We start from the raw sequence: 15,384 nt of genomic DNA, 5'->3' as shown, positions 1-15,384 counted from the left end.
GCTTTTTTTATTTACTCTTATTGGCTAATTGACCACAAGCGGCATCAATATCTTTACCTCTACTTCGCCTAACTGTTACCGTTATATTATTAGCTTCTAATATATTTTGATACATATCAATCGCTTCTGTGTTTGCTTGCTGAAACTCGCCATCATCAATTGGATTATATTCGATTAAATTAACTTTACTTGGTGCAAATTTGCAAAACTTAACTAATGCATCTACATCTTTACGTTTATCGTTTATACCTTTCCAGACTACATATTCGTAGGTTATTCTATTTTTTGTTTTAGCATACCAATATTCTAAAGCTTCTCTTAAATCTGATAAAGGAAATGTTGCGTTAAATGGCATTATTGATGTTCTTACCTCATCTATTGCAGAGTGTAATGACACTGCTAATTTAAATTTAACCTCATCGTCTGCCATTTTTTTAATCATCTTTGGCACACCTGATGTAGAAACTACAATACGTTTTGGAGACATCCCTAAACCTTCTGGAGAGGTTATTTTATCTATTGCCTTTAATACGTTGTTATAATTCATTAATGGTTCTCCCATACCCATAAAAACGATATTACTTAAAGGTCTATCATGGTATAATCTACTTTCTCTATCTATAGCTACTACTTGATCATAAATTTCGTCTGGATTAAGATTACGCATACGTTTTAAACGTGCTGTGGCGCAAAACTTACAATCCAAACTACAACCAACTTGACTAGAAACACATGCTGTTGTACGTGTACTGGTTGGTATTAAAACCGACTCGACCACCAAACCATCATGTAGTTTTACAGCATTTTTTACTGTACCATCACTACTACGCTGTAAAGTATCTACTTGTATATGATTAATTACAAAATTATCTTCTAGCATTTGACGTGTTTCTTTTGAGATATTGGTCATATCTTCAAAAGTATGAACGCTTTTACTCCATAACCATTCATATACTTGATTACCTCTAAAGGCTTTGTCACCTTGAGACACAAAAAAATCTCTTAATTGGTCTTTGGTTAATGCACGTATGTCTTTTTTCTTTATTTCCATAGATTTTGCAAAGCTACAAATTATGATTTATCCTTTGTGTAAGTGATTGACTTATTTAATGTAATAGTCTTTGGCTGGCGCATTAGCGGTTAAGGCTTTGTTGAAGCTCTTTTTGTGTTGTTGCGTATATGCAACACAAAAAAGCGACTGCCGAAAACGCGACCCTTTTGGGTAATGCCATAAAAAAACCTCTTCTTATTGACATAAAAAGAGGTTAATTTATATTTATTTTTCTTTTATAGAATTAACATGGCATCACCATAACTGTAAAACTTGTATTTTTCTTTAACAGCTTCTTCGTAAGCATGCTTAACAAAATCGTGTCCTGCAAATGCAGAAATCATCATTAATAATGTTGATTTTGGTGTATGGAAGTTTGTAATCATTGAATTAGCAATACTAAAATCGTATGGTGGGAAAATAAATTTATTTGTCCAACCTTCAATCTCGTTTAACGTACCGCTTGAAGATACCGAGCTTTCTATAGCACGCATTGCTGTAGTACCAACTGCGCATACACGACGTTTTTCGGCTTTTGCGTTATTGATTATTTTTACTGCTTCTGGTCCTATTTTTAGCTCTTCGCTATCCATTTTATGTTTAGAAAGATCTTCTACCTCTACTGGGTTAAATGTACCTAAACCAACGTGTAATGTTACTTCTGCAAAGTCTACACCTTTAATTTCTAAACGCTTTAATAAGTGTTTTGAAAAGTGTAATCCTGCTGTTGGTGCTGCTACTGCGCCTTCTTCTTTTGCAAAAATGGTCTGGTAACGCTCTTCATCTTCTGGCTCTACTTCTCTTTTAATATATTTTGGTAATGGTGTTTCTCCTAACTCATTTAATTTTCTACGAAACTCTTGGTAAGATCCATCGTAAAGAAAACGTAGTGTACGACCACGAGATGTTGTGTTATCTATTACCTCTGCAACCAAAGACTCGTCTTCTCCAAAATACAATTTATTACCAATACGAATCTTACGCGCTGGATCTACTAATACATCCCAAAGACGTTGTTCTTCGTTTAATTCTCTTAATAAAAATACTTCTATACGTGCTCCTGTTTTTTCTTTGTTACCAAATAAACGTGCAGGAAACACTTTGGTATTATTAAGAATCATCACGTCTTTTTCATCAAAATAATCGATCAAGTCTTTAAACATTCTGTGTTCGATTTTTTGAGTATCTCTGTGCAATACCATTAAACGAGACTCGTCTCTATTTTCTGCTGGATATTCTGCTAAAAGTTCTTCTGGTAAGTCAAAGTTAAAATGTGATAATTTCATCTAATTGCTTTATTTTATTTACAAGTTGCAAATATACAATCTGAAACTAGGCGTTGTCAAGTAAATGAGCAATTATTATTTACAACCTAGCAATAACAAGGGTTTACAGAGCTAAATTAAAACCTAAAGTTTTTAAATCTTCCCAAAATGTTGGATATGACTTAGAAACGACTTTATAATCTTTAATTATAATATCTGTTTTTAATGCCAATGGTGCAAATGCCATAGCCATTCTGTGGTCATTATAGGTATCTATTTCGATATTATTTAAAATTGAATTTGACGCTTCTAGAGTTAAGCTATCATTAGTTATAGACACATTACCTCCAAGTTTTTCTATTTCGGTTTTTAAAGCAATTAATCTATCTGTTTCCTTTATTTTTAAAGTGTGCAAACCTGTTAAATGACAAGACAAGCCTAAGCCAAATGCTGTTACTGCAATAGTTTGAGCTATATCTGGTGCTTCTTGTAAGTTTAACTCTTTAATTGATTTTGCTTCGGAAGTTTTTGAAATTGTTACGGAGTTATTATTAAATTCAGTCGAAACTCCAAATGTTTTATAAATCTGTGCTAAAACAGAATCGCCTTGCAAACTTTCCTTTTTATAAGATGAAATAGTAACATTAGCACCTATATCTGAAAGTGCTATAATACTATAAAAATAAGATGCAGAAGACCAATCGGACTCTACTACCAAATTTTTGTTTTCTTTTATATTTAGTAATAGTTTTACTGTAATTACATTATCTTTAAAAGAAGATTCTACGCCTATTTGTGATAATAAATTAAGCGTCATTTTAATATATGGAATAGATGTTATTGTACCTTCTAAAGTTAACTTTAGTCCGTTTTCTAATTTAGGAGCAATTAACAATAATGCCGAAATATATTGACTACTAACATTGGCTTTTAAAATAACTTCATGACCTGTTAGTTGTTTTCCTTTTATGATCAATGGAGGAAAACCTTCGTTTTCTTTATATGAAATATCTGCACCAATTTGTCTTAAAGCATCAACTAATATGGCTATTGGTCGCTCTTTCATCCGTTTAGATCCAGTTAATTCTACTTCTCTATTTTTTTGAGTAGAATAGAATGCTGTTAAAAAACGCATTGCTGTACCAGCGTGATGTATATCTATAATTCTATCTGATGATTTTAATGCCTTTTGCATTAATTGACTATCGTCTGAATTTGACAGGTTTGCAATATTAATACTTGGATATAACGCTTGTAAAAGCAACAGTCTGTTTGACTCACTTTTTGATCCTGTTATAGCTATTTTTTTGTTGCTTGATATGGTAGATTTATGGAGTTGTAAATTCATCTATCTATGATTTACTTTAATTTTTGATTGTTATGGTGTCTGTCGTGATCGCGTTTTGTTTTTAAGTCTAACTTTTTATCAAAAGCATCTTGTAAGTCTACTCCTGTTTGATTTGCTAAACATAAAACTACAAACATAACGTCTGCTAACTCTTCACCTAAATCTTTATTTTTATCGCTTTCTTTTTCGCTTTGCTCTCCATAACGTCTTGCAATAATACGTGCAACTTCACCTACTTCTTCTGTAAGTTGCGCCATATTAGTAAGCTCGTTAAAATATCTTACTCCATGATTTTTAATCCAATTATCTACTTCTTGCTGTGCGTTTTTGATATTCATTACTAATTACCTTTGAAATGTTGATTAAACACTTCAAAGATAATTATTGTATTTTCAAAAGCTATAATACTTTTAAAATATGATTAGAATGTTTGATTAAATTTTTGTTTAAGCTTTTTTAAGAACAATTTTTTCTGACTCTTTGTCTTTTAAAAACTGATAGAATTTTTTAAAATCAAGATATTGATCTGGAGTAATTAAAGTTTGATTTATCTCTGTATCTACCATAATCTGAATTTTATTACCTACCTGTTTTGCTATATAGGTAAAGCTAGCTGCATTAGCATTAAACTTAACTGATGCGCTTTCTGGTAAAGCATCTACCACATAGCCTTCTGGTAGGTTAATATTTACGATATATTTACTTGATAATGGTGCTACAAAATCTATAGGATAATTTCTTTGTTCTTGTACAAATGGATTTTCTTCTGAGATTAAAAATGCTAAAGGAGACAAATAGATCATACCAGCAATTTCTTCTGCTGCACCTTCGTATGTAAAATCGTAATCATAGGTTATTGGCTTGTATGTATTATCTAAATCTTTATGATTAATCTCATTAATTATTAACCCTGAATTATCATTTTCTATGTCTTGAATTATAGATTCTTTTGCTTTACCTCTATTATCATCCCTATAATTAAAAGCATAATAATCGGTTAGTCTTTTTCTAAGTTTACCTGTTTCGGTTAAATCTTCATTTAAATCTAAGTTTAATGAAATTATTTCTTTAGATGTTTTTTTTGGAGACAATCGTACCCAATCTGAAGTATTGTCTTCTCTTACAATTCTACCTAACCAATTAATAGCTCTTGTAGGAAGAATATTTATGTTTGCGTTTTTTTGTGTAGCGTCTAAATAGATTAAACCTTGTTCTTTTTCTACTGCACAGACTACATAGTTAAATCCACTTCTTGTTGGAAAAAGAGGCACACCATTATCTCTTGTACTTATTAATACAGGATTTGCTTTTATTCCTGCTTTTTTAAGCATTGATACTAAAATAAGGTTTATCTCTGCAACATTACCTACTCCTTCTTTGTAAGCTTTTTTTACACCGTCATTGGTTTTATATCCTATAAAGTCATTCCATTTTACCTTGGATTTTACTAAGTCGAATATTGCAAGAATCTTTTCGTCATCACTATTAGTTTCTTTAAGTACTTTTGCTAAATCTTCTTCGTAGTAACTTGATTTTTCTATTTGCTCTCCAAAGCTTTCGCTTTTATTTATGTTTTTTGTGATTTTGTCCCAAGTGGTAGAATATGATGTAACTTTTCCGTTTGGAGCTCTATAAAAAGCATACTCTAATGCTAATTTACCTCTATAATTATCTAAATTATCAACATACGGTTCATCTTTTAACGAAGCTACATTATCCATATTGATATTGATGATGTTTTCATCAAACTCTAATCCTTGAGATTTTGCATCAAATTGCTCTCTTCTTACTTTTTTTGTTTCTGTTAGTTCTGGTTGAATTTTTGCTTTAAGATTTGGGTATTTATTGTAGTTAAAATACTCTGGTATTGCTATTCTACTTTCTATTTTATTTATTGGAATATCATATTGTACAATAATGTCATCTATAGTCATAAATGGAGTTTTAAGAATATATTCAAACTCTATTACGCATCCTTCTTCTATACTTGGCATTGTAAAAGATTTGGTAGCCCAAAATTCATTGTTTTCGTTTTCAAAAATATTTTCTTTTCTAAGTTTTATTTTTTCGACTTTTCCATTTTTTAAAACATAAGTATAGCCTTTAATTCCTATAACTCTCTCTCTTGTTGAGGCATCTTCATTGTATAGTTTCAACTTTTTAGTTGCATAATCGTAACCTTCTTTATTATAAATTTTAATCCTTTCGTGTACTTTTCTTGTTTGCTCGAAGCCTTCTATTGTACTAAAATCAAAAGCAATCTCTTCACTTTTATATAATACTGCTGCATTTGCTTCTGGCTCTAAAGGATGTTGTTTTTCTTCAACCTCTTCTTTACTAACTTTTCCGAATTTAAAATTTTGTGCTTTTGTTGTTACTGTAGATATTAACAGTAAAATAATAATTATTCTTCCCATTGGTTATTGATTTATTTTTAAGACCATTTTTGATTTGTCATATTTTGCTATATCTAGTCTAAATTGTCTGTAGTTTTTGTAGTCTTCTTTAGTATATGCGCCTTTATTGATAAGTAATTCTCTTGTGTATATTAAAGTTTTTTCATCTTTTGATTGGATAGAAGCTTTATATAGCCCAAATTTATTTTTTATTTCTATTGGTTCAAATAGAGCTTCTACTACTACATTTTCTGGTAGTAATATTTCATACTCATCAACATCATAAAAACCTCTGTCTATTTCAAAAGGTAAACTTCTGGTCTTATATCTTGGTGGCACGTATGCCATTATATTAAAAATATTAGGGCAGAACAAAAATCTGTTTCCTGCTTTTGTTGTGTAGTTTTTTGCAGATAATTTTAAATTTTCTTCAAATACAATCTGATCTTTGTTATTGATTAGGTTGATATTTTCTATTTTAAGATTCTTTATATTATCAAAATAATTTTTATAATAAAGTATATTTTCTTTTTCTGTTTGTATATCTAAGCGTTGATATTTTTTATATTGTGTTCCTTGAGATTTTATGCTAACATTAGCTTTAATACTTCCTGTTTGATCAATACTTACACTTGCTAAAGTTGTTTGTTTATTTTCTTTAGGAGCATAACTTTTTGTATGTATTATTTTACCGCCTTCTGGTGTTATTATCAACACATCTCTATCGTCTGTAAAATTAGCTATATAACCAAATGGTGCTGTTTGACTTGTACATTCTAAAGTAATATAATCGTCATTATTAGGTATACTTAAAATAGCATGATTACCTTGTAATGAAGAAAAATCTGAATCGATATCTCGTATATCTGAGTCACCATAAACAACAGTATAATAAGAGGTTACACCTACGTAATCTAGTAATGCTTTTGTGTAGTTAGAAAGACCTTTACAGTCTCCATACCCAAGTCTATCTACATCTTCTGCTAACATTGGTTTCCAGCCACCAATACCAACTTGTATGCTTATATACCTTGTTTTATTTTGCATGTAGTTATAGACTATTTTGGCTTTTTCAATTGGTGAAGAAGCGTCTTTGGTAAGCTCTGTAATTTCTGTTTTAACTTCTTCTGGTAGCTCTTGTGTGCCAGATAATAGTTTATCATCCATCCACTTCCCAAAGTCTTGCCAATTGTTATTAACACCTTCTACGCCTAACATGCTAAAGTTTTTTAAAGTTGCTTTGACTGAAGGAACTATTTTTGATAATGAAGGACTAAAAGCTTCTCTTGTAACTGCTGAAGCGTTTTCAATCTTATAATTAAAATCTGAAATCTTTTCAGCTTTATATTCTTTTAAATTAGATTCCTTTACAACTACCTCTATAGGTGTGTTATTTATTATTTTGTAGGAAGAAAGCTCTGTACTTACGTTATAAGCCTCTAAAGGATACCATGACGGAATAAAAGCAGTATTTGTATTAATTGTCTCGACAGTAAAGTCTACTGTATAAGGATAACTGCTTGGTGTATAATCTAAATGCAATGCACGATTATCATTAAAAATAGAGAATCCATCTGCTACACTAACATCTGAAAAGTCTCTTTTTTTTACAGTTTTAATTTCTCTTCCTAATTGATCATATATAATCGCTTTTATCTTCTTGACATCTTTACCATCATCATAATAAGCTACTGCATTTACGTGTCTATTTCCTGCTTCGTTTAAAACCGTTACTATTCGACGTTTTTTATAAGTAATAACATCAACCGATTCAATAGTAATCTCTACTGAATTTTCTCTAATAATTGCATTAGCATTATCTGTTAAAGCAGTATTAAATAAACTAAACTGTAAGTTACTTTGTGCAAAAAAAGTTGTTGAAAAAAGGATTAAGAGCAAAGCGCTCTTCAGGTTTTTATAAAAGGGCATTATTGATTAATTTGCGACTAATATATGAATATTAATTCAACAAAAAAACTTATATCAATTTCTGTTTTTCCTTTTAACTATGTATGGTAAAATTAAAATATGAAATAATCCCATTGCTACACCAAAAAACACGCCCATTTTAACTAATTCATTTAAAGTATAATCATTATCTATAACTAAATGAATTAACGAAAAGATAATACCGTTAAATAAAAAAGCTACAATAAATTCTAAGATTTTTCTTTTCATGGTTATTCTTTATTTTTTGTATCTATAATGATGGTTACTGGTCCATCATTTACTAAAGCAACTTTCATATCTGCACCAAATTGTCCTGTTTGAATAGGTTTTTGTAACTCTGCTTCGCAAGTTTTTATAAAACTTTCGTAAAGCGGAATTGCAACATCTGGTTTTGCTGCTTTTATATAACTTGGTCTATTGCCTTTTTTTGTACTGGCGTGTAACGTAAATTGACTTACAACTATTACATCGCCATCAATATCTTTTACAGACTTGTTCATTACACCGTTTTCATCAGAAAAAATACGGCAATTCATTATTTTATTAACTAACCAATTAATGTCTTCTTGCGCATCTTCTTCTACAATTCCTACTAAAACTAATAGACCTTGTTCTATTTTAGCTACTGTTTGGTTATCTATAGTAACACTTGCTTGACTAACACGTTGTAATACAACTTTCATCTTACTCTTTATCCCAATTATCAGTTCGGTAATGCTCTTCTTCTCCTTCTAAAATCTGAACATAACTTCTATATCTTGATGCTGCAATTTCATCATTTTCTAAAGCATTTTTTACAGCACATTTTGGCTCTTCTAAATGTAGACAATTATTAAATTTACAGTCTTGTTTTAAGGCAAAAAACTCAGGAAAATAATCACCTACTTCTTCTCTTTCCATATCTACAACTCCAAAACCTTTAATCCCTGGAGTGTCTATGATTTTAGCATCAAAACTTAAATCAAACATTTCTGCAAAAGTAGTAGTATGTTGTCCTTGCATATGCTGCATGGATATTTCTTTAGTTTTTAAATCTAAAGATGGCTCTATAGCATTTACTAAAGTAGATTTTCCTACACCAGAATGACCTGTAAACATACTTACTTTACCAGACATCATACTTTTTACCTTGTCTATATTTTTTCCTGTTTTTGCTGAAATGCCAACGCACTCGTATCCTATTTGTCTATAAACATGTGCCAAATACCTTACCTCATTTAGTGTATCTTGATCATAAGTATCTACCTTATTAAACAAAAGTACAGCCTTAATATCATAAGCTTCTGCAGTAACCAAAAAACGATCTATAAAACTGGTAAATGTTGGAGGATTATCAATTGTTACTAACAAAAATACATGATCAATATTAGAAGCAATTATGTGTGTTTGTTTAGACAGATTAACCGATTTTCTTACAATATAATTCTTGCGTTCATGGATTTTATTAATAACACCTATTTCTTCGTTATTTTTATCATCTAGTTCAAAATCTACAAAATCACCAACAGCAATTGGATTGGTACTTTTTATTCCTTTTAAACGGAATTTACCTTTTATTCTACACTCGTAAGTCTGACCTAATTCGGTCTTTACTGTGTACCAGCTTCCTGTAGATTTATAAACGCGTCCTGTCATCTGTACAAATATGATGAATAATAGCCTTTAATGCAATAAATTTTAATTGTAAATAATTAATGTATATTAGCTTCAAACTATTAATCAATTTAACATTATTATGAAAAAATCTTTATTCTTAATCGCAATCATTGCAATTGCTTTCACATCAATCTCTTTTATTAACAAACCTGCTCAAGTAGAATACAAGGTTGTTACTGCTGTAGAATCTATTGTTCCTAACGGTATTGGTCGTTCTAGAATGATAATGGCTACAGAAGACAAAGACTATCAAGAATTTACAACTTTAAGAAGTGACGACAAAGATAAAGACGAAAAAAACAAATCTAAAAGAGACGAAATAAGAGTTAAAAATTACGAAGAAACTAAACTTTTAAACTTTTATAATTTAGGCGGAATTAGATTTCAAAATATTGCTGCAAATGACGCTGTAATGTCTTCTAAAATTAACACAATGATTAGTGAAGGTTGGGAATTAGCATTTGTAAACACAGGTGTAGAAAGTGAAGGTGGAAAAGGTGACGGTAAAGGTATTTTTATTACTAGATATACTTTTAAAAGAGTAAAATAATCTTAAAAAACATCATAAAAAAAGCCTTTTTCAATTAATGAAAAAGGCTTTTTTAATTTTTAAGATTTAATAATTTTCTCTTGATGATTTATAGATTCTTGATGAATAGCTTTAAATAACTTTAAAATAAACTCTTCACTTAATCCTTTTTGCTCGCCTTCAAGCACCATTTTTCCTAAAATCTCATTCCAACGCTTACTTTGTAAAACTGCTACGTTTTTTTCTTTTTTAAGCTGTCCAATACCATCTGCTACTTGCATACGCTTTCCTAAAAGCTCGATAATTTGATTATCTACAACATCAATTTTAGCTCTTAAATTGGCTAAGTCTCTATTAAACTCTGCTTCAGGATCGGTTTCTTTTCTAATGCGTAAGTCTTTCATAATTTGCACTAAACTACTTGGTGTAACTTGTTGTGCAGCATCACTCCACGCATTATCTGGATCAAAATGAGTTTCTATCATTAATCCATCAAAGTTTAAATCTAATGCGGTTTGTGATACGTCAAAAATCATATCGCGTTTACCAGTAATATGTGACGGATCGTTAATTAACGGTAAATCCGGAAACTTGGTTTGCAACTCGATAGCCAATTGCCATTCTGGATTGTTTCTGTATTTTGTTTTTTCATACGTTGAAAATCCTCTATGTATTACACCTAACTTTTTAATATCTGCACTTGCTAAACGCTCTATCGCACCTAACCATAACGGTAAGTCTGGATTTACAGGGTTTTTAACTAATACTACTTTATCTGTTCCTTTTAAAGCATCTGCAATTTCTTGCACTATAAATGGACTAACTGTAGATCTTGCTCCTATCCATAACAAATCAATATCATGCTCTAGCGCTAATTCTACGTGTGCACGATTGGCAACTTCGGTAGCTGTTTTTAATCCTGTTTCCTTCTTAACTTTTTGTAACCATTTTAAACCTAATGCACCAACACCTTCAAAATTACCTGGTCTTGTACGTGGTTTCCAGATTCCTGCTCTGTAATAGCTTACGTCTGTTTCTTTTAAATCGTGAGCGATTTTTAAAACTTGTTCTTCGGTTTCTGCGCTACATGGTCCTGCAATTACTAAAGGATGATCTAATTGTAAATCGTCCAACCATGTTCTTAATTCTTTCTTGTTTTCCATTTCTTTTTCTGAATTTAACCTACCAGGTTATATTAATGTATTCCGTTTAAAATTTGTTTTATATAATTAGTGTCTTTCATTGCTTTGTAAACCGACTGAAAATCGTCTTCTACAATCATTTGTTTAAACATTGAAAGATTTTGAATATACTCTTCTAAAGTCTCTACGACATTTTGTTTGTTCTGCTCAAAAATTGGCGTCCACATTTCTGGGCTACTTTTTGCAAGTCTAACTGTACTTTCAAAACCAGATCCTGCCATATCAAAAATATCGCGTTCGTTTTTTTCTTTTTCTATTACAGTTTTTCCTAACATAAACGAACTAATGTGTGATAAATGCGACACGTATGCTATATGTTTATCATGCGATTCAGGATTCATGTAACGCATGCGCATACCTATTTTTGAAAACATATTTAAAACTTGTTCTTGTAGTTTTGATGCGGTTTTTTCAACTTCACAAATGATATTTGTTTTATTTTTAAATAAATTTTGAATAGCTGCTTTAGGACCAGAAAACTCGGTACCAGCAATTGGATGTGTTGCTAAAAAGTTACGACGTTTTGGGTGATTATCTACCGCTTTACAAATAGCTTGTTTTGTAGAACCAACATCTATCACTACCGAAAAATCAGACACTTTATCCAGTACTTTTGGCAACTCATTTACCGCAACATCTACTGGAATTGCAAGCACTACCAAATCTGCATTTGGCAAATCTTCATAAGTTGCTTTTTGATCAATAACGCCTAATTCTTGCGCTTCTATTAAATGCGCTTCGTTTTTATCAATACCATAAATGATACAATCTGGTAACGCATTTTTAAAATCTAATGCCAAGCTACCGCCAATTAAACCTGTTCCTATGATGTATATATGTTTCATTATAATCTACTAATTGCGTCTTTAATTTGTGCTTCTTTAGCGCAAAGCGAAAAACGTATATAACCTTCGCCTTGAGAACCAAAAACGGTTCCTGGTGTAATAAACACGCTGTTTTTATATAAAATTTGATCTATAAATGCTTCAGATGTTTTTCCTTCTGGTAACTTTGCCCAAACAAATAATCCTGTTGCATTTTTATCGTACGTACAATCTAATTTATCGGCTAATTTCCAAACAAGTTCGCGTCTGCTTTTATAAATTTCATTTAAACTTTTATACCAAGCTGATGAGCATTTTAAAGCTTCTATCGCACCTTTTTGGATTCCGTAAAACATACCAGAATCCATATTACTTTTCACATTTAAAATCGCATTGATATGCTCTGCTTTTCCTAAAACCATTCCAACTCGCCAACCTGCCATATTAAATGTTTTGCTTAACGAATTTAGCTCTAAAGCGACATCTTTTGCTCCTTCAACATCTAAAATACTTATTGGATTATTATTTAAAATGAAGCTATACGGATTGTCATTTATTAATAAAATATTGTGCTTTTTAGCAAATGCGACTAATGTTTCTAAATCGGCTTTTGTCGCTTTTGCACCAGTTGGCATATGCGGATAACTGGTCCACATTAATTTAACTTTGCTTAAATCTTGCTGCTCGATAGCTTCAAAATTTGGTAGCCAATTATTGGTTTCATCTAAGTTATAATGAATTGGTGTTGCTTGTACCAATTGTGTTACCGAGCTATAAGTTGGGTAACCAGGGTTTGGAATTAAAACTGCATCGCCTTCATTTAAAAACGCTAAAGAAATATGCATAATACCTTCCTTGCTTCCCATAAGTGGTAAAACTTCGGTATCAGGATTTACTTCGACATTAAATTCAGAGTTATAAAAATCTGCAATTGCTGTTCTTAATTCTGGTAACCCTTGATAACTTTGGTATTTGTGCGCCACAGGATGTACTAAACTATCTACCAAAACATCAACCACTTGTTTTGGTGGCTCTAAATCTGGACTTCCAATTCCTAAATTAATAATTGGCTTTCCGTCTTTAATTAATTGATTGACTTCTTTTAACTTACGAGAAAAGTAGTATTCTTGAACGCTATGTAATCGATCTGCAACTTTCATTATAGTTTTGCGTTTTTGTAAGTCCCTAAAATTTTAAAATGTGTTGCCATTATTGCCATAATTGATGCTGCTTTTTCAAAATCTTCATAAACTTCAAAAGTAACATCTACAAAAAACGAATATTTCCAAGGTGTTTCAATTTTTGGTAAGGATTGTATTTTGGTAAGGTTTAATTTACAATCGCTCATCACATTTAAAATTGAAGCTAAACTTCCTCTTTTATGATCTAATTCAAATTTTAATGATGCTTTGTTTATTTCATTTTTATGATTGTTAATTGGTTGCGTTTTTACAATAGCAAATCGGGTTTGATTGTGTTTTATGGTTTGAATACTTTCGGCTAAAATGTCTAAGTTAAAAATCTTTGCTGCCAAAGTACTTGCTATTGCTGCAACACCTTTTATTTGCTGCGTCTCAATTTTTCTTGCCACATCTGCAGTATCTTTATCTTCTACTAGTTTAATATGCGGATAATCTTTAAAAAACGATTTGCATTGCAATAGCGCCATAGGATGACTGTGCACTTCTTTTATATCTGCAATTGTTTGGTTTGGTAACGCCATTAATTGATGTTGCACATCCAAATAATGCTCGCCAACAATGTGTAAATCGTTATTATCTATTAACGCATAATTTGGCAAAATAGAACCAGCAATAGAGTTTTCTAAAGCTAGTATTGCTGTCTCTGCGGTATTATCAAATAAGGACGCAACAGTTTCATCAAACGTTAAGCACTCTTTTACATGTTGTGTGTTACCATAATAATTTAACGACACTATATGATGAAAAGAGCCTTTTATACCTTGTATTGCTATTGTTTTTGTCATAAAAAAAAAAGTCCCGATTAAATCGAGACTTTGTATTGAATTTATGTTGTTTAAATTACACATATAACGTCTCGTTCTTTTTGTTAAAAAAGAAGTAAAACCAGTTATAATATGTATTTAAAATTGTGTTCATCGTTGTTTTGTTATTGCTAAAGTAGACAATTAATTGAAAAATCAAAATACTAAAGCCTGAAATTATGAGTTTTATAACAAGTTTTAAAGATTTTGATACAATTAAGCTTTTAAATTATAGAATGTTTATTTTTGAAGAAACATATTAGCATGTCAATAAAAGTTAAAAACATCACTAAACAATTTGGATCTCAAAAGGCATTAAACAATGTATCTTTTAGCGTTAATCGTCCAGAAATTGTTGGATTTTTAGGTCCTAATGGCGCCGGTAAATCTACAATGATGAAAATTTTAACCACTTACCTTTCTCCTACTTCTGGTAACGCTGAAGTAAATGGGCATGCTGTATCAAACCAACAAAAGCAAGTACAAAAAAGTGTTGGCTACTTACCAGAGCACAATCCTTTATATTTAGACCAATACGTGCGTGAGTATTTAAGATTTAATGCAAACGTATATAACGTTGACAAATCTAGAGTTGAAGAGGTTATTGAACTTACTGGATTAACACCAGAAGCACATAAAACTATTGGGCAACTCTCTAAAGGTTACAGACAACGTGTTGGTTTAGCTAATGCGTTATTGCATAATCCCGAAGTCTTAATTTTAGACGAACCTACAACTGGTTTAGACCCAAACCAATTGGTAGACATTAGGCAATTAATTAAAGGCTTAGGCAAAGACAAAACCGTGTTTTTATCTACGCACATTATGCAGGAAGTAGAAGCTATGTGTGACCGTGTTATTATAATAAATAAAGGTGAAATTGTTGCCGATAAAAAATTAAGCGAATTACGCGAAGGACAAGAACAAACCGTTATTGTCGAGTTTGATTATCGCGTAGAAGATGCGTTTTTACTTAAACTTCCGCATGCTAAAAGCGTAAAAAATGTTCACGATTTTATTTATGAAATTGTGTTTGATACAACAACAGATATGCGTGCTCATGTATTTGATTTTGCACATGATAATGAGTTGAAGATTCTTCAGTTAAACCAGAAAAACGCGAGTTTAGAGAGTTTATTTAGGGAATTGACGAGTTAA

General features: G+C 31.1%; 15 protein-coding genes. 2 read left to right on the top strand and 13 right to left on the bottom strand.

Going from position 1 to position 15,384, the window contains the following annotated elements:
* Positions 1-7 precede the first annotated feature (7 nt).
* The 9 genes from rlmN to rsgA form a co-directional block, all read right to left on the bottom strand.
* Positions 8-1,051: a 23S rRNA (adenine(2503)-C(2))-methyltransferase RlmN gene (gene rlmN, locus ACEQT4_RS06680; RefSeq protein ID WP_027881091.1), complete on the bottom strand. Its 1,044-nt coding sequence runs from the start codon at positions 1,049-1,051 to the stop codon at positions 8-10.
* 236 nt (positions 1,052-1,287) lie between these two features.
* A complete protein-coding gene (queA, locus tag ACEQT4_RS06675) occupies positions 1,288-2,337 on the bottom strand; it encodes a tRNA preQ1(34) S-adenosylmethionine ribosyltransferase-isomerase QueA (RefSeq protein ID WP_027881090.1) in 1,050 nt (349 codons plus the stop codon).
* 103 nt (positions 2,338-2,440) lie between these two features.
* On the bottom strand, positions 2,441-3,664 hold the full coding sequence (aroA, locus tag ACEQT4_RS06670; RefSeq protein ID WP_370226657.1) for a 3-phosphoshikimate 1-carboxyvinyltransferase: 1,224 nt from the start codon (positions 3,662-3,664) through the stop codon (positions 2,441-2,443).
* Between the two features lie 11 nt (positions 3,665-3,675).
* Positions 3,676-4,002: a nucleotide pyrophosphohydrolase gene (locus ACEQT4_RS06665; RefSeq protein WP_027881088.1), complete on the bottom strand. Its 327-nt coding sequence runs from the start codon at positions 4,000-4,002 to the stop codon at positions 3,676-3,678.
* Between the two features lie 108 nt (positions 4,003-4,110).
* Positions 4,111-6,081, bottom strand: coding sequence for a DUF3857 domain-containing protein (locus tag ACEQT4_RS06660; protein WP_370226656.1), 1,971 nt, complete (start codon positions 6,079-6,081; stop codon positions 4,111-4,113).
* A gap of 3 nt (positions 6,082-6,084) precedes the next feature.
* The gene (locus ACEQT4_RS06655) at positions 6,085-7,959 is read right to left on the bottom strand and encodes a DUF3857 domain-containing protein (RefSeq protein WP_372521213.1); all 1,875 of its coding nucleotides are present in this window, start codon (positions 7,957-7,959) and stop codon (positions 6,085-6,087) included.
* 84 nt (positions 7,960-8,043) lie between these two features.
* A complete protein-coding gene (locus ACEQT4_RS06650; protein ID WP_027881085.1) occupies positions 8,044-8,238 on the bottom strand; it encodes a hypothetical protein in 195 nt (64 codons plus the stop codon).
* Positions 8,239-8,240: 2 nt separating this feature from the next.
* Entirely contained in the window at positions 8,241-8,693 is a 453-nt protein-coding gene (dtd, locus tag ACEQT4_RS06645) for a D-aminoacyl-tRNA deacylase (protein ID WP_370226654.1), read from the bottom strand.
* A gap of 1 nt (position 8,694) precedes the next feature.
* Positions 8,695-9,645 carry a ribosome small subunit-dependent GTPase A gene (gene rsgA, locus ACEQT4_RS06640; RefSeq protein ID WP_370226653.1) on the bottom strand — a complete coding sequence of 317 codons (951 nt, stop codon included), beginning with the start codon at positions 9,643-9,645 and terminating at the stop codon, positions 8,695-8,697.
* Between the two features lie 100 nt (positions 9,646-9,745).
* Between rsgA and ACEQT4_RS06635 the strand changes: the two genes are divergently transcribed.
* The gene (locus ACEQT4_RS06635) at positions 9,746-10,216 is read left to right on the top strand and encodes a hypothetical protein (RefSeq protein ID WP_370226652.1); all 471 of its coding nucleotides are present in this window, start codon (positions 9,746-9,748) and stop codon (positions 10,214-10,216) included.
* Positions 10,217-10,275: 59 nt separating this feature from the next.
* Here the strand turns inward: ACEQT4_RS06635 and ACEQT4_RS06630 are convergent, their stop codons facing one another.
* Genes ACEQT4_RS06630 through ACEQT4_RS06615 form a run of 4 tightly spaced genes read right to left on the bottom strand, consistent with a single transcriptional unit; the run spans position 10,276 to position 14,208 of the window.
* Positions 10,276-11,358, bottom strand: coding sequence for a chorismate mutase (locus ACEQT4_RS06630; protein WP_370226651.1), 1,083 nt, complete (start codon positions 11,356-11,358; stop codon positions 10,276-10,278).
* A 32-nt stretch (positions 11,359-11,390) separates the two neighbouring features.
* Entirely contained in the window at positions 11,391-12,242 is an 852-nt protein-coding gene (locus ACEQT4_RS06625; protein WP_370226649.1) for a prephenate dehydrogenase, read from the bottom strand.
* Positions 12,242-13,384 (bottom strand): pyridoxal phosphate-dependent aminotransferase, encoded by a 1,143-nt coding sequence (locus ACEQT4_RS06620; RefSeq protein ID WP_370226711.1) that lies wholly within the window; start codon positions 13,382-13,384, stop codon positions 12,242-12,244. The genes ACEQT4_RS06625 and ACEQT4_RS06620 overlap by 1 nt, the downstream gene beginning before the upstream one ends.
* Positions 13,381-14,208 (bottom strand): prephenate dehydratase, encoded by an 828-nt coding sequence (locus tag ACEQT4_RS06615; protein ID WP_370226648.1) that lies wholly within the window; start codon positions 14,206-14,208, stop codon positions 13,381-13,383. The genes ACEQT4_RS06620 and ACEQT4_RS06615 overlap by 4 nt, the downstream gene beginning before the upstream one ends.
* A gap of 282 nt (positions 14,209-14,490) precedes the next feature.
* Here ACEQT4_RS06615 and gldA point away from each other — a divergent pair, with 282 nt between their 5' ends.
* A complete protein-coding gene (gene gldA / locus ACEQT4_RS06610; protein ID WP_336129587.1) occupies positions 14,491-15,384 on the top strand; it encodes a gliding motility-associated ABC transporter ATP-binding subunit GldA in 894 nt (297 codons plus the stop codon).

This window comes from Mesoflavibacter sp. (assembly GCF_964226795.1).
Taxonomy (GTDB): domain Bacteria; phylum Bacteroidota; class Bacteroidia; order Flavobacteriales; family Flavobacteriaceae; genus Mesoflavibacter; species Mesoflavibacter zeaxanthinifaciens.
Note: the sequence above shows the minus strand (reverse complement) of the source record. Positions and strands in the feature narration are given on the sequence as shown.